This window comes from Streptomyces sp. col6, from assembly GCF_008042035.1.
In the GTDB taxonomy this organism is placed as follows: Bacteria; Actinomycetota; Actinomycetes; order Streptomycetales; family Streptomycetaceae; genus Streptomyces.
Genome location: NZ_RDBL01000002.1, coordinates 532050 through 552136, shown reverse-complemented (window position 1 = coordinate 552136; position 20087 = coordinate 532050). Strand labels below are relative to the sequence as shown.

General features: G+C 73.5%; 17 protein-coding genes. 6 read left to right on the top strand and 11 right to left on the bottom strand.

The window, feature by feature from the left end:
- Positions 1-48: 48 nt before the first annotated feature.
- Both EAO73_RS02550 and EAO73_RS02545 read right to left on the bottom strand, forming a co-directional pair.
- Positions 49-1230: an ROK family protein gene (locus EAO73_RS02550; RefSeq protein WP_147969804.1), complete on the bottom strand. Its 1182-nt coding sequence runs from the start codon at positions 1228-1230 to the stop codon at positions 49-51.
- A gap of 163 nt (positions 1231-1393) precedes the next feature.
- A complete protein-coding gene (locus tag EAO73_RS02545; RefSeq protein WP_147969803.1) occupies positions 1394-2344 on the bottom strand; it encodes a beta-ketoacyl-ACP synthase III in 951 nt (316 codons plus the stop codon).
- A gap of 268 nt (positions 2345-2612) precedes the next feature.
- On the opposite strand from EAO73_RS02545, the gene fdhD reads away from it, so the two are divergent.
- A complete protein-coding gene (gene fdhD / locus EAO73_RS02540; RefSeq protein ID WP_147969802.1) occupies positions 2613-3485 on the top strand; it encodes a formate dehydrogenase accessory sulfurtransferase FdhD in 873 nt (290 codons plus the stop codon).
- Here the strand turns inward: fdhD and EAO73_RS02535 are convergent.
- Positions 3446-4456: a bile acid:sodium symporter family protein gene (locus tag EAO73_RS02535; protein ID WP_191133918.1), complete on the bottom strand. Its 1011-nt coding sequence runs from the start codon at positions 4454-4456 to the stop codon at positions 3446-3448. The two genes, fdhD and EAO73_RS02535, sit on opposite strands and share 40 nt — an antisense overlap.
- A 471-nt stretch (positions 4457-4927) precedes the next feature.
- Between EAO73_RS02535 and EAO73_RS02530 the strand changes: the two genes are divergently transcribed.
- Both EAO73_RS02530 and EAO73_RS02525 read left to right on the top strand, forming a co-directional pair.
- Positions 4928-6727 (top strand): AMP-dependent synthetase/ligase, encoded by a 1800-nt coding sequence (locus EAO73_RS02530; protein ID WP_147969800.1) that lies wholly within the window; start codon positions 4928-4930, stop codon positions 6725-6727.
- A 92-nt stretch (positions 6728-6819) separates the two neighbouring features.
- Complete coding sequence (locus EAO73_RS02525; protein WP_147969799.1) at positions 6820-7656, top strand: aldo/keto reductase; 837 nt, start codon at positions 6820-6822, stop codon at positions 7654-7656.
- A 78-nt stretch (positions 7657-7734) separates the two neighbouring features.
- Here the strand turns inward: EAO73_RS02525 and EAO73_RS02520 are convergent, their stop codons facing one another.
- Positions 7735-8667 (bottom strand): class I SAM-dependent methyltransferase, encoded by a 933-nt coding sequence (locus tag EAO73_RS02520; protein ID WP_147969798.1) that lies wholly within the window; start codon positions 8665-8667, stop codon positions 7735-7737.
- Positions 8664-9659 carry an AraC family transcriptional regulator gene (locus tag EAO73_RS02515; protein WP_147969797.1) on the bottom strand — a complete coding sequence of 332 codons (996 nt, stop codon included), beginning with the start codon at positions 9657-9659 and terminating at the stop codon, positions 8664-8666. Before EAO73_RS02515 ends, EAO73_RS02520 begins: the two co-directional genes overlap by 4 nt.
- A gap of 82 nt (positions 9660-9741) precedes the next feature.
- Between EAO73_RS02515 and EAO73_RS02510 the strand changes: the two genes are divergently transcribed.
- Entirely contained in the window at positions 9742-10614 is an 873-nt protein-coding gene (locus tag EAO73_RS02510; protein ID WP_147969796.1) for an NmrA family transcriptional regulator, read from the top strand.
- Positions 10615-10654: 40 nt separating this feature from the next.
- On the opposite strand, the gene EAO73_RS02505 is transcribed toward EAO73_RS02510, so the two are convergent.
- The gene (locus EAO73_RS02505) at positions 10655-11404 is read right to left on the bottom strand and encodes a class I SAM-dependent methyltransferase (RefSeq protein ID WP_191133917.1); all 750 of its coding nucleotides are present in this window, start codon (positions 11402-11404) and stop codon (positions 10655-10657) included.
- 105 nt (positions 11405-11509) lie between these two features.
- On the opposite strand from EAO73_RS02505, the gene EAO73_RS02500 reads away from it, so the two are divergent.
- Positions 11510-12472: a LysR family transcriptional regulator gene (locus EAO73_RS02500; protein ID WP_147969794.1), complete on the top strand. Its 963-nt coding sequence runs from the start codon at positions 11510-11512 to the stop codon at positions 12470-12472.
- A gap of 12 nt (positions 12473-12484) precedes the next feature.
- Here EAO73_RS02500 and EAO73_RS02495 read toward each other — a convergent pair whose 3' ends face one another.
- A complete protein-coding gene (locus tag EAO73_RS02495) occupies positions 12485-12790 on the bottom strand; it encodes a 4a-hydroxytetrahydrobiopterin dehydratase (protein WP_147969793.1) in 306 nt (101 codons plus the stop codon).
- A 63-nt stretch (positions 12791-12853) separates the two neighbouring features.
- On the opposite strand from EAO73_RS02495, the gene EAO73_RS02490 reads away from it, so the two are divergent.
- Positions 12854-13663 carry a helix-turn-helix domain-containing protein gene (locus EAO73_RS02490; RefSeq protein WP_147969792.1) on the top strand — a complete coding sequence of 270 codons (810 nt, stop codon included), beginning with the start codon at positions 12854-12856 and terminating at the stop codon, positions 13661-13663.
- A gap of 49 nt (positions 13664-13712) precedes the next feature.
- Here the strand turns inward: EAO73_RS02490 and secD are convergent, their stop codons facing one another.
- The 4 genes from secD to ligA form a co-directional block, all read right to left on the bottom strand.
- Positions 13713-16004, bottom strand: a complete 2292-nt coding sequence (secD, locus tag EAO73_RS02485) for a protein translocase subunit SecD (RefSeq protein ID WP_147969791.1) — start codon at positions 16002-16004, stop codon at positions 13713-13715.
- Between the two features lie 42 nt (positions 16005-16046).
- A complete protein-coding gene (locus EAO73_RS02480) occupies positions 16047-16604 on the bottom strand; it encodes a hypothetical protein (protein WP_147969790.1) in 558 nt (185 codons plus the stop codon).
- 200 nt (positions 16605-16804) lie between these two features.
- The gene (locus tag EAO73_RS02475; RefSeq protein WP_147969789.1) at positions 16805-17617 is read right to left on the bottom strand and encodes a rod shape-determining protein; all 813 of its coding nucleotides are present in this window, start codon (positions 17615-17617) and stop codon (positions 16805-16807) included.
- 229 nt (positions 17618-17846) lie between these two features.
- A complete protein-coding gene (ligA, locus tag EAO73_RS02470) occupies positions 17847-19946 on the bottom strand; it encodes an NAD-dependent DNA ligase LigA (protein WP_191133904.1) in 2100 nt (699 codons plus the stop codon).
- Positions 19947-20087 lie beyond the last annotated feature (141 nt).

The following is a 20087-nucleotide window of genomic DNA, read 5'->3' as shown; positions in this document are numbered from 1 at the left end:
GCTGGGTGTGGGGCCGGCCGCGCGGAGGGGCCGGCGGTGAGAGACGGGTCAGGCGGGTGAGAAGAGGTGGTCGCTGATGAGTCTGGCGCCGCCGGTGACTCCGGCGGCGGGTCCCAGCTCGCCCAGGACGATCGGAAGGTTGCCGGTGGCCAGCGGCAGGGAGCGCCGGTAGACCTGGGCCCGGACGGCGGCCAGCAGCGTGTGGCCGAGGCCGGTCACCCCTCCGCCGATCACCACCAGGGCGGGGTTGAAGAAGCTGACGAGTCCTGCGATGACCTGGCCGACGCGGTTGCCGCCGTCCCGGATCAGGAGGAGTGAGGTGGCGTCGCCGGCGGCTGCGGCGGCTGCCACGTCCGCGGCGGTGAGCCGGCCGGACGTCTCCAGCCGGGCCGCGAGCTCCTCGGACCGTCCGGCGCGGGCCGCGTCCTCGGCGTCGCGGGCCAGTGCGGCGCCGCTGAAGTGGGCTTCCAGGCAGCCCGTGTTGCCGCAGGCGCAGAGGCGGCCGGCGGGTTCGACCTGGATGTGGCCGATGTCGCCGGCGCTGCCCGTCGCGCCCCGGTGGACGGTGCCGCCGACGACGATGCCGCAGCCGATGCCCGTACCGATCTTGACGCAGAGGAAGTCGCCGACGGACCGGGCGACGCCCGCGTGCTGCTCCCCCAGGGCCATCAGGTTCACGTCGTTGTCGACCATGACGGGGCAGCCGAGTTCCTGGCTGAGTGCCTCGCGGACCGGGAAGCCGTCCCAGCCGGGCATGATCGGGGGTGCGACGGGGACGCCCTCGGGGAAGCGGACCGGTCCGGGGACGCCGATCCCGGCGCCGTCGTAGGTGTCGGCGAGCCCGGAGTCCCGGAGCTTCGCCGCCATGGACAGCACCTGCTCGAAGACCGCGACGGGCCCCTCGCGTACGTCCATGGGGTGGTTGAGGTGGCCCAGGACCTCCAGTTCCGCGTTGGTGACCGCCACGTCGACGGAGGTGGCGCCGATGTCGACGCCGAGGAAGCGCAGTTGCGGGGCGAGCCGGATGTTGTGCGAGCGGCGGCCGCCGCGCGAGGCGGCGAGCCCGTCCGCCACCACGAGGCCGGTCTCCAGGAGCCGGTCGACCTCGACGGCGAGCTTGGAGCGCGAGAGGTCGACCTGATCGCCCAGCTTCGCCCGGGAGTTGGGCCCACCGTCGCGCAACAGCTTGAGCAGTCGCGCCTGGTGGGCGTTCGCGGGTCGTGCCGTCATCCGTCTCACGCGCCCCTCCCGCCTCGTCGGCCTGTCCGTCGGGCTTGGGAGGGGAACGTAGCAGCGGTTGCCGGGGCTGGGAAGAAGTCGCGCGGGAATCCGGCGAACTTTCTCCACTCCGAGGACAAAGCAGCTCCGAGGACAGGGCCGCGCTACGCGTGGCTCACGGGCAGCTGATCACCTGACCCGCGTAGCTGAGGTTGCCGCCGAAGCCGAAGAGCAGCACCGGCGCGCCGCTGGGGATCTCGCCGCGCTCGACCAGCTTGGACAGGGCCATGGGGATGGAGGCGGCGGAGGTGTTGCCGGAGTCCACCACGTCGCGCGCGACGACGGCGTTGACCGCCCCGATCTTCCGGGCGACCGGCTCGATGATCCGCAGGTTGGCCTGGTGCAGCACGACGCCGGCCAGGTCCTCGGGGGTGAGGCCCGCCTTCTCGCACACCTTGCGGGCGATGGGGGGCAGCTGGGTGGTGGCCCAGCGGTAGACCGACTGGCCCTCCTGCGCGAAGCGCGGGGGCGTGCCCTCGATGCGGACCGCGTCCCCCATGCCGGGGACCGAGCCCCACAGCACCGGTCCGATACCGGGACGCCCGGACTCCGTGTGGTCGGCGACGACGACCGCGGCGCCGGCGCCGTCCCCCATGAGGACACAGCTGGAGCGGTCGGTCCAGTCGACGATGTCGCCCATCTTGTCCGCGCCGATCACCAGTGCGCGGGTGGCGGCGCCGGCCCGCAGGGCGTGGTCGGCGGTGGCGAGGGCGTGGGTGAAGCCGGAGCACACCACGTTGATGTCCATGACCGCGGGCGCCTCCATGCCGAGGCGGGCGGCGACCCGGGCCGACATGCTCGGCGAGCGGTCGATGGCGGTGGAGGTGGCGACCAGCACCAGGTCGATGTCGGCCGGCTGGAGACCCGCCGCGGCGAGGGCCTTGGCCGCCGCGTGCGCGGCCAGCTCGTCCACCGGCTCGTCGGGGCCGCCGATGTGGCGGGTCCTGATGCCGACGCGGCTGGTGATCCACTCGTCACTGGTGTCGACCATGGCCGCCAGGTCATGGTTGGTGAGCACCTTGGCGGGCTGGTAGTGGCCGAGCGCCACGACACGTGAGCCGGTCATAAACAAAGGTCCCCTCGCTCCATCTGTCAGGAACCAACCAGTCTTGGTCGCTACCGCCCGGTACGGGGGCAGGTGATCCCACAGGAATACCGGCTTCGGCTTGGAGGGCTCGACACCACCCGCCGGTGGTCCGGGACCGGCCCTCCGGTTGCGGCACCGCGTCCCAGGTGCAGGACAATGGCAGCGTCGGGGTACGCCACCGGTCCCCCACAGCCACCGCCCGGGGCCGATGAGGCCCCCTCACGCACAGAAATCGGGTCCAAGGGTCATGGGACGGGTCACCGAGCGCCGCCGCACCATCCGCATCCGGGACGGGGCCGTCTCCACCCGCCCCGACACCCTCGTCGCCGAGGAGCCCCTGGAGATCCGGCTGAACGGGAAGCCGCTCGCGATCACCATGCGCACTCCGGGCGACGACTTCGCGCTGGCGGCGGGCTTCCTGGTCAGCGAGGGGGTCATCGGCGACCAGGCCGATGTGCGGTCGATCGTGTACTGCGCCGGCGCGACCGCCGAGGGGGTCAACACGTACAACGTGGTGGACGTCGGGCTCGCGCCGGGCGTCGAGGTCCCCGACATCACGCTGGAGCGCAACGTCTACACGACGTCCTCCTGCGGACTGTGCGGCAAGGCGAGCCTGGACGCCGTCCGCACCACGACCCGCCACCCGGTCGCCGACACTCCCCCGCTGCGGATCGGGCCCGCGCTGCTCGCCGCACTCCCCGACCGGCTGCGGGCCTCCCAGCGGGTCTTCGACCGGACCGGGGGCCTGCACGCGGCGGCGCTGTTCTCCGAGACCGGCGAGCTGATGGACATCCGGGAGGACGTCGGGCGACACAACGCGGTCGACAAGCTGGTGGGCCGGGCGCTGACGGACGGACGGCTCCCGCTGTCCCGCTCGGTCCTGCTGGTGTCCGGGCGGGCCTCGTTCGAGCTGGCGCAGAAGGCGGTGATGGCCGGCATCCCCGTGCTGGCGGCCGTCTCGGCGCCCTCGTCGCTGGCCGTGGACCTGGCCGCCGAGACGGGACTGACGCTGGTCGGCTTCCTGCGGGGACCCTCGATGAACGTGTACGCGGGCGAGCACCGCATCGCGCTGGACTCCGGTCAGCCGACCGGCACGGCCTCCGGCGACGCCGTCTCCTGACCGTCGCGGGCGCGCCGCCGGGCGATCACCGCGCAGACCATGAGCTGCATCTGGTGGAAGAGCATCAGCGGCAGCACGGCGAGGCTCGCGTGCGCGCCGAACAGGACGCTCGCCATGGGCAGCCCGGCGGCCAGGCTCTTCTTGGAGCCGGCGAACTGGATGGCGACGCGGTCCGCGCGCCCGAAGCCGAGCCGCTGCGCCCCGTACCAGGTCACCGTGAGCATCAGCGCGAGCAGCACCGCCTCGGCGGCGAGCAGTGCGCCGAGCCCGGCCGGGCTCACCTGGTGCCAGATTCCGGCGACCATGCCCTCGCTGAAGGCCGTGTAGACGACGAGCAGGATCGACCCCCGGTCGACCAGTCCGAGGATCCCGCGGTGCCGGGCGAGGAACCCGCCGATGCGGCGGCGCAGCAGCTGGCCCGCGACGAACGGCAGCAGCAGCTGGACGCCGATCTTCAGCAGGGCGTCGCCCGAGAACCCGCCGCCGCTGTCGCCGAGCAGCGCGGCGGCGAGCAGCGGGGTCAGGAAGATGCCAGCGATCGAGGAGAAGGACCCCGCGCAGATCGCGGCGGGCACGTTTCCCCGGGCGATCGAGGTGAAGGCGATCGACGACTGGATGGTCGAGGGGACGAGGCAGAGGAAGAGGAAGCCGCTCTGCAGCTGCGGCGACAGGACGTACGGCACCAGCCCCCAGCTCGCCAGCCCCAGCAGCGGGAAGACGACGAAGGTGCAGGCCAGGACCGTGAGGTGGAGCCGCCAGTGGCGCAGCCCCTCCAGGGCCTCGGCGGTGGACAAGCGCGCCCCGTACAGGAAGAAGAGGAGGGCGACCGCGCCGGTGGAGGCACCGCCGGCCACCCCGGCGGCCGCGCCCGAGGCCGGCAGCAGCGCGGCGAGGACGACGGTGCCTATGAGCGCCGCTATGTACGGGTCGATCGGCAGCCAGGACGGCGGCTTCGGTATGCGGCGGCTCAGGTGCTTCACGTGTACTTCCGTTCGGGTCGTGTCGTGCCCGGACCCATCCTGCGCGCCCCGCGCCCCGATCAGGAAATTCGAACATCGGGCTGTTACCGCCGTCACGGTTGGTGTGAGCAGGCATGACGGCCCGCCGGGCGGGGGAGAATGCCCGTGACGCGACGGCCGGCGCCGGGCGGACCGATCCCACCGGACCGGTCGCACGGGGACAAGTCCCTCGTATCCGCTCGTAACGGTAGTGATCGTGGCGTACAGATTCGGTGGAGATTCCGGCGCGAGCCGCTTACTCCGCGGTCCCAAGCGCGCCCGAGCCTTGCCCATCTGGCCGGATTTCGGCCCCTGACCAGTGCAGATACCACGGGGTACGGACAGCTCCGGACCCTCCCGCGACGGCGCCCGGTGGGGTAGCGTCGCGGCGCTGTGCGGAGCGCCACAAGGAGCAGGTCATTGCGCGAGTTCACTGTCCCACCCATGGCGGCCGCGCCCCTCGTGGGCGGCCTCGCCGATGTCGTGTTCGACCATGCCGAAGAAGAGCCGCACCGGGTCGCCCTCGGCCGGAAAGACGCGGACGGGCACTGGCAGGACGTCACGTCGGCCGCGTTCCGCGACGAGGTGCTGGCGCTGGCCAAGGGGCTGATCGCGCACGGGGTGCGGTTCGGTGACCGCGTCGCCCTGATGTCCCGTACGCGCTACGAGTGGACCCTGTTCGACTTCGCGCTGTGGGCGGTCGGCGCCCAGTCCGTGCCGGTCTACCCGACGTCCTCGGCCGAGCAGGTGCTGTGGATGCTCCATGACGCCGAGGTGTCGGCGGTGATGGTGGAGCACGAGGACCACGCGATGACGGTGGCCTCGGTCATCGACCGGCTGCCGCAGCTGAAGCGGCTGTGGCAGCTGGACGCCGGCGCGGTGGACGAGCTGGTGGAGGCGGGCGCGCACGTCGAGGACGAGGTGGTGCACCGGCACCGGCGGGCGGTCACCCCGGAGTCCGTGGCGACCGTCATCTACACCTCGGGCACCACGGGCCGTCCCAAGGGCTGTGTCCTCACACACGCCAATTTCATGTTCGAGACGGACACCATGGCCTCGCGCTGGGAGTCCGTCTTCCACTCCAGACCGGGTGACGAGGCGGCGACACTGCTCTTCCTGCCGCTGGCGCACGTCTTCGGGCGGATGGTGGAGGTCACCGCGATCCGGGGCCGGGTCAAGCTCGGACACCAGCCGGAGCTGTCGGCGAAGGCCCTGATGCCGGACCTGGTCACATTCCGGCCCACGTTCATCCTGGCGGTCCCGTACATCTTCGAGAAGGTCTTCAACGCGGCCCGGCGCAAGGCCGAGGCCGAGGGCCGGGCCGGGCCGTTCGACAAGGCCGTGGACATCGCGGTGAAGTACGCGGAGGCGATGGAGGCGCGGGCGTTCGGCACCGGGCCGGGCCCTTCGGCGGGGCTGCGGATGCAGCACCAGTTCTTCGAGAAGGTCGTGTACAAGAAGGTCCGCGAGGCGATGGGCGGCCGCATCCGGCACGCCATGTCGGGCGGCTCGGGCATGGACCGCAGCCTCGGGCTGTTCTTCGCGGGCGCCGGGGTGACGGTGTACGAGGGGTACGGGCTGACCGAGACGACGGCGGCGGCGACCGCGAATCCCCCGGAGCGCACCCGGTACGGGACGGTCGGGCAGCCGATCCCCGGCACGACCCTGCACATCGCGGAGGACGGCGAGGTGTGGGTGCACGGGAGCCATGTGTTCGGCGGGTATCTCGGCGACCCGAAGGCCACCGACGCGGTGCTCAACGACGGCTGGCTGGCCACCGGGGACCTGGGTTCGCTGGACGAGGACGGCTATCTGACGATCACCGGCCGGAAGAAGGAGATCCTGGTGACCTCCGGCGGCAAGAGCGTGTCACCGGCCGCCCTGGAGGAGCGGGTGCGGGCGCATCCGCTGGTGGCGCAGTGCATCGTGGTCGGCAACGACCGGCCCTATGTCGCCGCGCTGGTCACCGTCGACCAGGAGGCCGTGGACCACTGGCTCACGATGCAGGGGCGGCAGCCGCTGTCACCGGGCGAGCTGGTGCGCGACCCGGACCTGGAGATGGAGGTGCGCCGGGCGGTGGTCGCGGCGAACACCGCGGTCTCGCAGGCCGAGTCCATCCGTACGTTCCGCATCCTGGCGCACCAGTTCAGCGAGCAGCACGGGCTGCTCACCCCCTCGCTGAAGCTGAAGCGGAAGGCGATCGAGGCGGCGTACGAGACCGAGGTGGACGCGCTGTACCGCTGACCGGACGATTGGGCGGGGCCACCGGGAATGGGTGGGCGGTCTTGATCGTTGACGTGGGGAGTCCCACCCCTCAACGTAAGGATGCTCTGCTCGTGAGCCAGGTCCCCTCCCTCACCCTCAACAACGGCGTCGAGATGCCCCAGCTCGGGTTCGGAGTCTGGCAGGTGCCGGACGACGAGGCGACGAAGGCGGTCGCCACCGCCATCGAGTCCGGGTACCGCAGCATCGACACCGCCGCGATCTACCAGAACGAGACGGGTACGGGCAAGGCCATCGCCGCCTCCGGTGTCGCCCGCGACGAGCTGTTCGTGACCACGAAGCTGTGGAACAGCGAGCAGGGTTACGACTCGACGCTGCGCGCCTTCGACGCCTCGCTGGAGAAGCTGGGCCTCGACTACGTCGACCTGTATCTGATCCACTGGCCGGTGCCGGCCAAGGACGCCTACGTCGACACCTACCGCGCGTTCGAGAAGATCTACGCCGACGGCCGCGCGAAGGCCATCGGGGTCTCGAACTTCCTCCCGGAGCACCTGGAGCGTCTGCTCGGTGAGACCTCCGTGGTGCCGGTGCTCAACCAGATCGAGCTGCACCCGCAGCTTCAGCAGGCCGAGTCCCGCGCCCTGCACGCCCAGCACGGCATCCTCACCGAGGCGTGGTCGCCGCTGGGCTCCGGCAAGGGCCTGCTGGAGGTCCCCACCGTCCTCGCGGTCGCCCGCAAGCACGGCCGTACGCCCGCGCAGGCGGTGCTCCGCTGGCACCTGCAGACGGGCAATGTGGTGATCCCGAAGTCCGTGACGCCGTCGCGGATCGCGGAGAACATCGACGTGTTCGGCTTCGAGCTGGACGCCGACGACCTGGCCGCTTTCGCGGCGCTGGACGAGGGCAAGCGGCTCGGCCCGAACCCGGGCGAGTTCAACGCCGGCGCCTGACCGCCGCGGCTGTACGGAGCCGCCGCCCCCGCTCGTTCGCGAGCCGGGGCGGCGGTTTCGCTGTGTACGGGGAACGGCTCAGGCGCGGCGGCCCAGGTGGAGGGTGCGGGCCAGGAGCAGGAAGACGTCGGGCCGGTGCTGCAGTCCGGCCGGGTCCTCGGGGTCGAGGAGCCGGTCGAGCACGGCGAGGTCCTCGGTGTCGAGGTGGTCGCGCAGCCCGCCGCTGCGGCGGGTGAAGTCCGCGACGACCTGTTCGCGTGCGGCGTCCGCGAGCGGTGCGGGCAGGTCGAGCAGGAAGCTGCGGGTGCCCTGCGGGGTGAGGCCGGCGGCGCCGAACAGGGCGGCCCAGTCCTCCACCTCGCGCCGGGCGTCGGGCAGTTCGGCGCGCATCTCCTGGAAGAGTTCCGCCTCGGCGGCCTCCATCCGCGCCTCGAGTCCGGGCCTGCCGAAGCCGAGGTCGCGCGGGAGCTGCCGTGGCTGGAGTCCGCCCTCCACGAGGGCGACGATGCCGCCGGGGCGCAGCAGCTCGCCGAATCCGGCCAGGGCGGCGCGCTGGTCGCCCATGTGGTGCAGGGTGTTGCCGGCCCAGATCAGGTCGGCCTCGCCCAGCTCGGGGAGCCCTTCGGGGAGGGTGGCGTGCAGGGTGGTGACGCGGTCGTCGAGCCCGAGCCGCCGTGCGCGTTCCCGGGTGCGCTCCAGGAGGGCGGGGGTGCCGTCGACGGCGACGACCTCCGCCTCGGGGAAGACCTCGGCGAGGAGGCAGGTGACGACGCCGGGGCCGGCGCCGATGTCGAGGACGCGGCGGACCTTCGGCGCGGTGGGCAGGGCGGCGATCCAGCGGGCCGCCTCGGTGTACTGCGCGCTGCTGAGTTCGGCGTTGCGCTCCAGGAGCGGGGCCATGACGTCCCAGTCGGGTTCGGTCCCGCCGTGGTGGTGCCCGTGTGCGGGGCGCTCGTGGTGCAGGCCCTGGTGGCCGTCGTGGTGGTGTCCGTGGCCGGAGTGGTTGCTCATGGCTCCAGCGTCACCACACCCCGCTCTTCGCGCAAAGTTCCTTGCTGTTCCGGCAAGCCGCCGCCCTTGCGGTACTCCTGCGGGCTGACACCCCGTACGCGCTTGAAGGCGGTGCTGAACGCGAACGCCTGGCTGTAGCCGACCTTGCGGGCGACGGACTCCACGGTCGCGTCGGTCTCCCGGAGCAGGTCGGCCGCGACGGCGAGGCGGCGGCCGGTGAGATAGGCCATCGGGGGCTCCCCCACCAGCTCGGTGAACCGCCGGGCGAGCGCGGCCCGGGAGACACCGGCCTTCGCGGCCAGGGCGGCGACCGTCCAGGGGTGGGCGGGCTCGTCGTGCAGCAGGCGCAGGGCCTGGCCGACGACGGGGTCGCCCATGGCCACGTACCAGGCCGGGGGTTCGGCTCCGGGCCGCGAGAACCAGGTGCGCAGCGCGTCGACGAGGAGGAGGTCCAGGAGCCGGTCGAGCATCAGGCTCTGGCCCGGCTCGTCGCGCGCGATCTCGTCGCCCAGCAGGGCGAGGAGCGGGCCGGTGCGGCCGCCTGCCGGCAGGACGAGCAGCGGGGGCAGGGCGTCGAGCAGCCGGCCGCTGATCTCGCCGTCCAGGAGGTAGGTGCCGACGAGCACGGCGGCCGAGCCGTCGAGGGCGTTGCCCCAGGTCCGTACGCCCAGCTCCATGGACTGGGACAGCGGTTCGCCGCGCAGGGTGGTGCAGCTGCCGCCGGGCCCGATGCGCGCACGGGGTTCGGTGTCCGGTCGGTCGGCGACGGTGTACGGCTCCGGGCCACGGGCCACGGCCAGGTCGCCGGGGCGCAGCAGCACCGGTTCGGTGTCCCCGTCGGGCACGATCCACGCCTCGCCGCCGGTCACGGCCATGAGGCAGAGGGGGGCTCGGTCCTCGATCCGGACCGCCCAGGGCGGCTCCATCACCATCCGCAGAAGTAACGCCCCGCGGGCCCGCGGCCCGTCCAGCAGTTCGGCCAGTGCGTCCATGAGCAGCAGCGTAGACGCAGGCGTAGGGAGCCGAGAGCCTCGGGGATGGAGGCGACGGGAGGGCTCGGGGGAACCTGGGGTCATGACGGAAGAGACGCGCAACACGACACAGGAATCCGCCGGCACGGGCCCGGTGCTGGTGACGAGTGGGACGGGCAAGACGGGGCGCCGGGTGGTCGAGCGGCTGACCGCGCGGGGCGTGCCGGTGCGGGTGGGTTCGCGCCAAAGCGAGATCCCCTTCGACTGGGCGGACGAGTCGGGTTGGGAGGCGGCGCTGAGCGGTGCGGAGGCGGCTTACGTCGCGTACGTCCCCGACCTGGGGGCGCCCATGGCGCCCGCGGCCATGACCGCGTTCGGGGAGGCGGCGCGGCGGTGCGGGGTGCGCCGGCTGGTGCTGCTCTCGGGGCGGGGCGAGCCGGACGCGGTGGTCGCGGAGGAGGCGCTGCGCACGGCGGCCGGGGACGCCGAACTGACGGTGGTGCGCTCGGCGTTCTTCACCCAGAACTTCAGCGAGGGCGCCCTGCTGGACGGGGTGCTCGGCGGGGAGCTGGTGTTCCCGGCGAGCGACACCGCCGAGCCCTTCGTGGACGCGGACGATCTGGCCGATGTGGCGGCCGCCGCGCTGTGCGGGGAGGGCGTCGCGGGCTCGGTCGTGGAGCTGACCGGCCCCCGGGCGCTGACCTTCACCGAGGTGGCCGCCGAGATCGCCGCGGCGACGGGCCGCGAGGTCCGCTATGTGGCGCTGACGGGCGCCGAATACGAGGAGATGCTGGTCGGGTTCGGTGCGCCGAGGGAGGAAGCGGCCTTCCTGGCGGGGCTGTTCACCTCGCTGCTCGACGGGCACAACGCGGCGGTCACGGACGGTGTGAAGCGCGCGCTGGGCCGCGACCCGAAGTCGTTCACGGAGTTCGCGGCGGAGGCGGCCCGGGAGGGCTTCTGGAGCGTACGGCCGTAGCACGGCCGGGCGACGGCTGTTCGTCGGCCGTCGCCCCGGCTCAGCTGTCCGCCCGGCGGCGGAAGGCCAGCAGTCGGTACTCCGGGTCGGCGCGCCGCCGTTCCTGGTCCGGGAGCGATTCCAGGGTCCGGGCCAGGTCTTCGGCGGCCTCGCCGGGCAGGGCCAGGCGCGAGGCGTAGTAGCCCCGGCGCACGGCGCCGGCCGCCCGCCGCGGGGTGCGCCCCTGCCCGTGGCCGGGGAAGAACGCCTCCCCGGCGGCCTCCAGACCGGCTTCGGCCGCGTACCCGACGACCAGGTCCGTACCGTCGGACGCGGCCGGCACCAGGTACGGGGTGAACGCCTCGTCGATGTCGCTGCCCACGTCGTGGCAGGCGTCCTTGTCCACGGTGGTGACGAACACCCCGCCCGGCCGCAGCACCCGCGCCACCTCGGCCACCACCGCCCGTACCGCGCCCTCCTCGCGCAGCAGATGCAGCAGCCAGACGGCACAGACCGCGTCCACAGCGGCGCCGGGCAGGGGCAGCCGGCGGGCGTCGGCGAGCACGACGGCGCCGACGCGGTCCCGGGCGACGCGGGCCATGCCGCGCGAGGCGTCCGACCCGGTCACCCGGAGTCCGGGGCGACCGGCGGCGATCCGCCCGGTGACCAGGCCCGTGCCGCAGCCGATGTCCAGCAGGGAGCGGGCCGTGTCGGGCACCAGGCCGAGCACGGCGGCGGCCGCCGCCTCGGCACGCGGCAGCCCGCCGCGCGTGGCATCGTAGTCGGCGGCCTCCTGGTCGTAGTCCAGCATCATCGGGGGCGACTCCAGGCCATGGTCGGGCGTACGGGTGTCCGAACTATAGGTCTAAACCACCAACGTATTGCCGTGGGGCCACGGGCACCATAACGTGCGCTGATGGAGCTGGAGTTGCGGCATCTGCGAACCGTACGTGCCATCGCCGACACCGGCAGCCTGACCAAGGCCGCCACCGTGCTGGGCCTCGCGCAGCCCGCGCTCAGCGCACAGCTGCGCCGGATCGAGAAGGCGCTCGGCGGCCCGCTGTTCGTCCGGGACCACACGGGCGCGCGGGCGACCCCGCTGGGCGAACTGGTGCTGGAGCGGGCCCGGGTGGTGCTGCCCGCCGTCAGCGAGCTCCAGGAGGAGGCGGTGCGGTTCGCCAACGCGAGGGGGACCGTGGAGCGGTTCCGGCTGGGCGGCACGCACGGCCCGCTGCTCGGCGGGCTCGTCGACCGGCTGGCCGCCGCGCACCCGGCCGCGCCGGTGTCCACGTACACCTCCTGGTCGGTGGCCGAGCTGGCCTCGCAACTGGTCGACGGACGGCTGGACTTCGCGCTCATCGGGACCTGCGGCGAGAGCGCGCCGCCGGACGCGGACCGGCTGGAGTGGCAGCTCATCGGGATCGATCCGGTCTTCGTGATGCTGCCGGAGACCCATCCACTCGCGGGCCGGGACGAGTTGGAGCTGTCCGAGCTGGCGCAGGAGTGCTGGGCGGACGTGCCGGGTGACGGCTGCTTCGCGGACTGTTTCGTGGCGGCGTGCGCCCGCGCCGGTTTCAGCCCGGCTTCGGTGTACGAGACGGACACAACGTCCGTCGTCCATCTCGTCCAGGTGGGACGGGCGGTCGGGCTGTGCCGGGCGACCTTCCCGCCGACCCCGGGCGTGGTCACCCGTCCGATCGGCGGGGCGCCGCTCAGCTGGCGCCATCTGCTGGGCCGGCACCCGCGCTCGGCCACCGCGTCGGCGGCGGCCGGAACCGTCGGCGGGCACACCCGGGCGGCGTACACCCAGGCGGTGGAGCGCAGCGAGAGCTATACACGCTGGCTCGCCGCGCACCCCGGCTTCGGCGCCGCGCCCTGAGGACGGCGGGCGCTACTTCGCCCCGTGGCCGGGTGCCACCGCGGTGACGCGGGCGGCCAGGCCGAGGTCCTTCTCGGTGACCTTGCCGCCCGCGTCGTGGGAGTTCACCGACAGGGCGACGGTGTTGTAGCCGAGCGTCAGGTCGCTGTGGTGGTCCAGCTCGTCCTGGATCGCGGCGATGTGCATCGTGAACGCGGCGGCGGCGACGTGCGAGGGCAGGCGGTAGGTGCAGCCGATCCGGTCGCCCTCCAGCGACCAGCCGGGCAGGTCGCGCAGCCGGTCCTCGATCTCGTTCTGCGGCAGCGGTGCGGCGGGCATGGGGCGGCTCCCTCACTGGTGGTCGGTACCGGTCGGCGGTGCCGGTGACGTTACGGTCTCCGTATGACAACTGTCGCGCTCGACACGGGGGTAGGGCCGCTGCTGCGCAGCTGGCGGGAGCGGCGCCGGATCAGTCAGCTGGAGCTGGCGCTGCGGGCCGGCTCCTCGGCCCGGCACATCTCGTTCGTCGAGACGGGGCGCTCGCGTCCCAGCGAGGAGATGGTGCTGCGGCTGGCCGAGCATCTGGAGGTTCCGGTCCGGGAGCGCAACGCCCTGCTGGTGGTGGCGGGTTACGCCCCGCACTACGCGGAGACCGCGCTCGACGACCCGGCGATGGGGGCGCTGCGCGACGGCCTCGACCGGCTGCTGCGGGGCTACGAACCGTATCCGGCGTTCGTCGTGGACGGGACGTACACGGTGGTGGCGGCCAATCAGGGGATGACCCGGCTGCTGGAGGGCGTCCCGGACCACCTGCTCGCCCCGCCGCTGAACGCGATGCGCCTCACGCTGCATCCGGAGGGCCTGGCCCCGCGCATCCGTAACCTGCGCGCGTGGCGGGCGGACCTCCTCGCACAGATGGAGCGCCAGATCGCGCTGGTCCGTTCGGCGGAGCTGCGCGCCCTGTACGAGGAGGTGGCGGCCTACCCGGCGCCGGCGGGCCGGGACGGGGAGCGGGACGGACAGCCGCCCTCGGCCTCCGTACCGTTCGCCCTGCCGCTGGTCATCGAGCACGACGGGCGGGTGCTGTCGTTCGTCGCCTCGATCGCCACGTTCAACACGCCGATGGATGTGACGGTTGCGGAGCTGGCCATCGAGACGCTGCTGCCGGCCGACCCGGACACCGCCGCGTATCTGCGCTCACTGATGCCCTGACGACGGAGGGGCCCGTGTCCGCCGCTACGGGAGACACGGGCCCCGGGCGTCACACCCGCGCGCCGTTGTCGTGCGGGTCGCGGCGTCCGGCGCCCCGTCCGGCGCGCGGGGCCCGGGTGCGGGCGGGAGGCGGGACCTTGCTGGTGCGCTCCAGCAGCAGCGCGGCCGGTACGGCGGTCATCACCGAGGAGTACGTACCGACGACGATGCCGATCAGCAGGGCCAGCGCGAAGTCCTCCAGCGAGTCACCGCCGAGCGCGGCGAGGGCGGTGAGGATGAACAGGGCGCCCATCCCGGTGTTCACCGTCCGGGGCACGGTCTGCAGGACCGCCCGGTTCGCCACCTCCGCGAGGGGTTTCCTGCGGGCCTTCGCCCACAGCTCGCGCACCCGGTCGAAGACCACGACCGAGTCGTTGACGGAGTACCCGATGACGGTGAGCAGCGCCGCCAGGAAGATGCCGTCGACGGTGCGTCCCAGCCAGGCGAACGCCCCGACCAGGATGATCACGTCGTGCACCAGCGCGCCGACCGAGGCGACGGCGAACGTCCAGCGGAACCGGATCGCCAGATAGCCCAGCTGGACGAGTACGGCGATGCCCAGGGCGATCAGGGCGTTGCGCCGCAGTTCGTCGCCGAGGCTGGGGCCGATCAGCTCGTCGCGGACCTTGGTGGTCTCGCCTCCCTCGGCGGCCAGCGCGGCCCGCAGGGCGTGTTCGTCGTCGTTGCCGAGTTCCCCGGTGCGTACGGAGAGGTCGCCCGCGCCGGCCGTGGTCACCTCCGCGTCGCCGAACCCGGCGCCCGCCAGCGCCGTGCGGGCGGTCTCGACGTCCACCGGGCGGCTGGTGGAGTACTCGACGAGGCGTCCGCCGGTGAACTCCACGCCGAGGTTCACCCCGCGCACCACGATGCCCGCGACGGCCACCGCGATCAGGACGGCGGAGACGGTCAGCCAGCGGCGCGGGAAGCGCATGAGCTGCGGGTCGCGCCGGGTGAGCCAGGTCCGCACCCGGCCCGGGTTCGCGATGCCGTTGACGCCCCGGTAGTCGGCGACGAACCGGGAGCGGGCCGCGGTCTCGGTGAGGGCGCGGGCGATGACGAGCGCGGAGAACATCGACGCCAGGACACCGATGGCGAGCGTGACCCCGAAGCCCTTGACCGGTCCGGAGCCGAGGAAGAACAGCAGCCCGGCCGCGATGAGCGTCGTCACGTTGGAGTCGGCGACGGCGGTCCAGGCACCCTTGAACCCCGCGGTGAGCGAGGACCGCAGGCTCTTGCCGGGGCGCCCCGCGTACTCCTCCCTGGCCCGTTCGAAGACCAGCACGTTCGCGTCGACGGCCATGCCGATGGCCAGGACGAATCCGGCGAGCCCCGGCAGGGTGAGCGTCACGCCGAGGCCGACGAGCGCCGCGTACGAGATGACGCCGTAGGCGCCGAGCGCGACGGCGGCGAGCGCGCCGAACAGGCGGTAGACGACGGTGATGAACAGGGCGGTGGCCGCCGCGCCGATCAGGGCGGCCCGCGCGCTGGCGTCGATCGCGGCGGCACCGAGCGTCGGCCCCACCGTCCGCTGCTCCACGATCCCGACGGGCACGGGCAGGGCGCCGCCCTCGATCAGCAGGGCGAGTTCGCGGGCCTCGTCCGCGCTGAACGAACCGGTGATCTGCGTGGAGCCCGAGGGCAGGCCCGCACCGCAGGAGACGGTCGGCGAGACCTGCGGCGAGGAGATCACCTTCTTGTCGAGCACGATGGCGACGCGGCGCCGCGCGTCCTGAACCGGATGGCAGGCCGCCTTGCCGGTCAGCCGGGTCCAGTCCCGGCCGGCGTCCTTGTGGAAGCCGAGCGAGACGGTCCAGCCCGCGCCCTGCTGGGCGTCGAACGAGGCGGACGCCTCCTTGACGCCGGCGCCGGACAGCGCGGCGGGGCCGAGGGCCAGTTGGCGGCCCTGCTCGTCGGGCAGGGTCAGCCCCTTGCCGTCCTTGTCCGCCTCACCCGGGCCCTGGACCGCGTGGAAGGTCAGCTGGGCGGTCTTGCCGATGACCTGGGCGGCCTTGCGGGGGTCCTGGACGTCCGGGAGTTCGACGATGATCCGGTCCTCGCCGGACCTGGTGAGGACCGGTTCCGTCACCCCGAGCGAGTCGATGCGCCGGCGCAGCACCTCCAGGGTGCGGTCGGTGCTCTCGCGGTCGGCCTTCGCGGTGTCGGAGTCCTCGGCCTGGAGCACCATGCGGGTGCCGCCCTGGAGATCGAGGCCGAGTCTGGGGGACATGGTCAGCGTGATGAGCACGGAGACGAGCAGTACGGCCGCAGCCAGAACCGCCCGCACCGTGGTGGCGCGCGTCATTGCGGGTTCCCTCCGAGGGGCGCCGGGCGCCCCCCGCCCCGGCTAGGACAGCGGGAGAGGCACGGCGTTGATGGTGCACGGGACCGGGAAGCGGTCCCTGGGCCGGTGGACACCGGCACTCGGAGGCCCGCGCACGCCGTGCAGCGCCACGCGCAGGCGCTGCACGGCGGAGGTGGGGGCGACGGCGACGGACCCGGGGACGGGGAACGGCAGCGGGACGCCGGCCGGGCACGGGACAAGTCCGCCCGGTCCCGGCGGCGGCAGTTGGTGCGCGGTACGGGGGTGCTCGGCGGCGGCCCACGGGGTGGTGTGCGCGCCGCGCTCGGCGGTGGCGGGGGGTTCGGGGGCCGGAGCGGGTGCGGCGGACCGGGGTGCGGTGTCGGGTACGGCGGACCCGCGTGGGTTCGGGGTGCGTACGGGGAGGCCGGGGGCCGTCGTCGTGACCGTCCCGGGGAGCGCCGCGGTGGCGCGTACGGGGAGGGTCGCACCCGTCGCGGCCGGTGCGGCACCGACGAGGGCGAGCACGGCGAGGAGCAGCGCGACGAGGAAGCACCGCGCGGCTCGGGCGGGTTCGGGGTGCGGCCAGGTGCGCGTCGTCATGGGCAACGCCGACACGGCGGGGGCGGGCTCCGAGCGCGGCCAGGCACGCGTGGTCGCAAGCGACGCCCGCTCGGCGGGGGCGCGTTCCGCATGCGACCGGGCGCCGCGCGCCACGGCGAACAGCGCCCGCGTGCCGCGTACCCGCTCGTCCGGACGGGTTCCGGGCTCCGTGTTCCCCGGAGGCGGCCCCGGGCGGGGCGTCACCCGGATCGGCCCGGCAGTGCGGGCGCCGCCGCGTGGCGGAGGACGGAGCCGAGGACCAGCCCCGCCCCGCGTACGACCGTGGTCGCCGGGTCGTCCGTGAGCCGGACCGGGACGCCGAGGCGGACCGCTATCCGGTTGGTGACGTCGGGACGCAGCGCACCGCCGCCGGCGAGCAACGGCCCCCGGCGCAGGGCGCCGAGCAGCGCACCGTGCCGGTCCTGGCGCCACATGGCCATGACCATGTCCAGGACGGCCCGGACGACGACGGTGGGCGGCTCGCCTGGTTCCAGATCGCCGAGCCCGGTCTCGGCGAGACGCGCGTCGCGCACCATGCCGTCGACGAGCAGGGTCGCCTCGGTCAGCTCGGCGCCGACGTCGACGACGAGGAACGGGCCGCCGTCGCCGGGCCCGGCACACGCCGCGGCGGCCCTGGCGCTGTCCAGGGCGATGACGTCCCACGCGCCGAGTGCGCGGAGCAGGTCCCGGGCAGCGTCGCGGTGTCCGGGACCGACGAGGACGGGGTGGCTGAGGACGATGACCGCGTCCTCACGGCGGTCGCCCAGCGCCCGGTCCGCGATGCGGGCCAGCATGCGCCCGCAGGAGTCCGGGTCGACGATGCGGCCGCGCCGGACGGGCCGGCCCCGGCCGTACTCACCGTGTTCGTCGCCGGTGTCCGTGACGACACCACGGCCCGGGACCCAGGCGCGGGTCCGGGAGCTGCCGAGGTCGAGGGCGAGGCCCCGGGTGGCGCCCCGGTGGTGCCGGTGGACGGAGCGGTCGAGCCGCCGTACGTCGCGCAAAGAACGCATCGCCCCTCACCCCCGGCACGCAGCCGCGGCCGTACACACACCCAGTGACCCGCTGATCGCGAGGCATGGCCGAGCCCTCACTATGCAATAGGGAGGCAAAGAAAGCCACTCCCTCGCAAATCGAAGGACCGGCCGGGGCGCCATCGCCCCGCGCCGCCATGCCGGCCACGCGGCATCGGGGTGCGGACGCCCCGGACGGCCGCACCGCCAGCCTCCCCCCGCGCACGCGCTACGCGTCCACGGGCAGGAACTCCCCGATCAGCTCCGCGAACTCCTCCGGTGTCGCGATCCGCACCCCCAGGTCCTCCGCCTTCGTCCGCTTGGAGCCCGCCTTCTCACCGGCCACCAGCAGCGCGGTGCGCTTGGAGACGCTGGAGGAGGACTTGCCGCCGGCCCGCTCGATCAGCTCGTTCATCTGGTTGCGCGACAGCTTCTCCAGCGCGCCCGTCATGGCCCCGGTGACCACCACGGTCATCCCGGACAGCGGCGCGCCCTCGGTGCTGCCGGCGGCCTCCTCGTCGGCCTCCTCGCCCGGGGGCGGCGGCGGGGTCGCGCCCGGCTCCGTCATGGTGAGCCCGGCCGCGATCAGCTTCTCGATCAGCGGGGCCAGCCCGGCCAGTTCGGCGACGACGGCCGCCGCCTTCTCCTTGCCTATGCCGTCGACCCGCTGGAGCTCCTCCGCGTCGGCGGCCCTGATGCGGTCCATCTCCGCGAAGTAGCGGGCGATGCGGCGCGACATGGAACGGCCGGTGCCGCGCACGCCGAGGGCGCAGAACACCCGGGAGAGCGGCTGGGTGCGGGCGGCATCGATCGCGGCCAGCAGGTTGTCGGTGCTGGTCTCCCCCATCCGGTCGAGGGACAGCAGCTGTTCGCGCTCCAGGGTGAACAGGTCCGCGAAGTCGGTGACCAGGCCCGCGTCGACGAGCTGGACCACCCGGGTCGTGCCGAGCCCTTCGATGTCGAGCTGATCGCGCCCGGCCGCGTACGAGACGGAGGCGACAAGGCGGCAGTCGCGGCCCCGCACACAGCGCCAGCGCTGCTCGCTGGTGTCGATCTCCGAACCGCACTGCGGGCACACCTCGGGGAAGACGACGGGCTGTTCGTCGCCGGTGCGCAGATGGGCGACGGGGGCCTCGATGCGGGGAATGATGTCGCCCGCCTTGTAGACCATCACGTGGTCCCCGACGCGCAGGTCCCGTCGGGTGATGTCGGCGGGGTTGTGCAGCGTGGCATAGCTGACGGTCGAGCCGTCGATCTCGACGGGCTCCAGCACCGCGCGCGGCGCGATGATGCCGGTACGGCCCACGTTCCACTCGACGCCGAGGAGGCGGGTGACCTTCTCGACGGCCGGCAGCTTGTAGGCGATGGCCCAGCGCGGCGCCCGGGTGCCGGTGCCGGCGTCGCGCTGGTCGGCCGCCAGGTCCGCCTTGATGACGATGCCGTCGATTCCGAAGGGCAACGCGGCACGCAGCGCGGCGACTTCCTCGACCCGGGCCTGGACCTCCTCGACGGTGGCGACGGTGCGCGGCGCGACCTCGGTGTCCCCGGCGGTGTGCACGCCGAGGTCCGCGACGCGGCCGAGGACCTGGCTGTGCGGCAGCTCGGACAGCTCGGCGGCCAGGTCACCGGATTCGGGCAGCGGCAGGGCCCCGTACGCGAAGAACGTCATCTCCACCGTGTACGCGCGGTCCTTGGCGCGCAGGGTGCCCGCGGCGCCGTTGCGCGCGTTGGCGAAGGGGGCGCCGCCGTGCTCGGTGCGGACGGTGTTGGCCTGCTCGAACTGCTCGGTGGTCATCAGGATCTCGCCGCGTATCTCGATCGTGACGGGCTCCACGAGCCGGGCGGGGAGGCCGACGACGGTCCCGATGGCGTGGGACACGTCCTCACCGGCGGTCCCGTCGCCCCGGGTGATCAGCCGTTCCAGACGGCCCTCGCGGTACCGGGCGGCGACTGCCAGGCCGTCGAGCTTCGGCTCGACGCTCCACGCGGTGACGGGCCGTCCGATCCGGCGCTCCAGCGAGGCGGTCCAGGTGGCGAACTGCTCGGCCGAGAAGACGTTGTCGAGGGAGAGCATCGGCACGGTGTGCGGCACGTCCCCCACGGCCGCGCCGCCGGCCACCTTGCCGGTCGGCGAGGCCGGCAGCACCTCCTGCAGGTGCTCCTCCTCGTACGCGGCGATGCCGCGCGCCAGCCGGTCGTAGGCGTCGTCGTCGAGCGTGCTCTCGCCCGTGGCGTAGTACGCGGCGGCGGCCTGCGCGGCCTCGTCGACGGCGGCGGCGTAGGAGGCATGGTCGGCGAGCACGACTGCTGAGTTCGTCATGCCCTCCATCCTGCCGTCCACCACTGACAACGCCCCCGGCCACCGAGGGCCGAGGCCCCTTGGAGAGCGCTCTATCGGCCCGGAACCCCGCAGGTTCGGCCACGCAATCCACGAGAGAGCGCTCTCCCGCCCCGAGCAGCCCTCATCCGG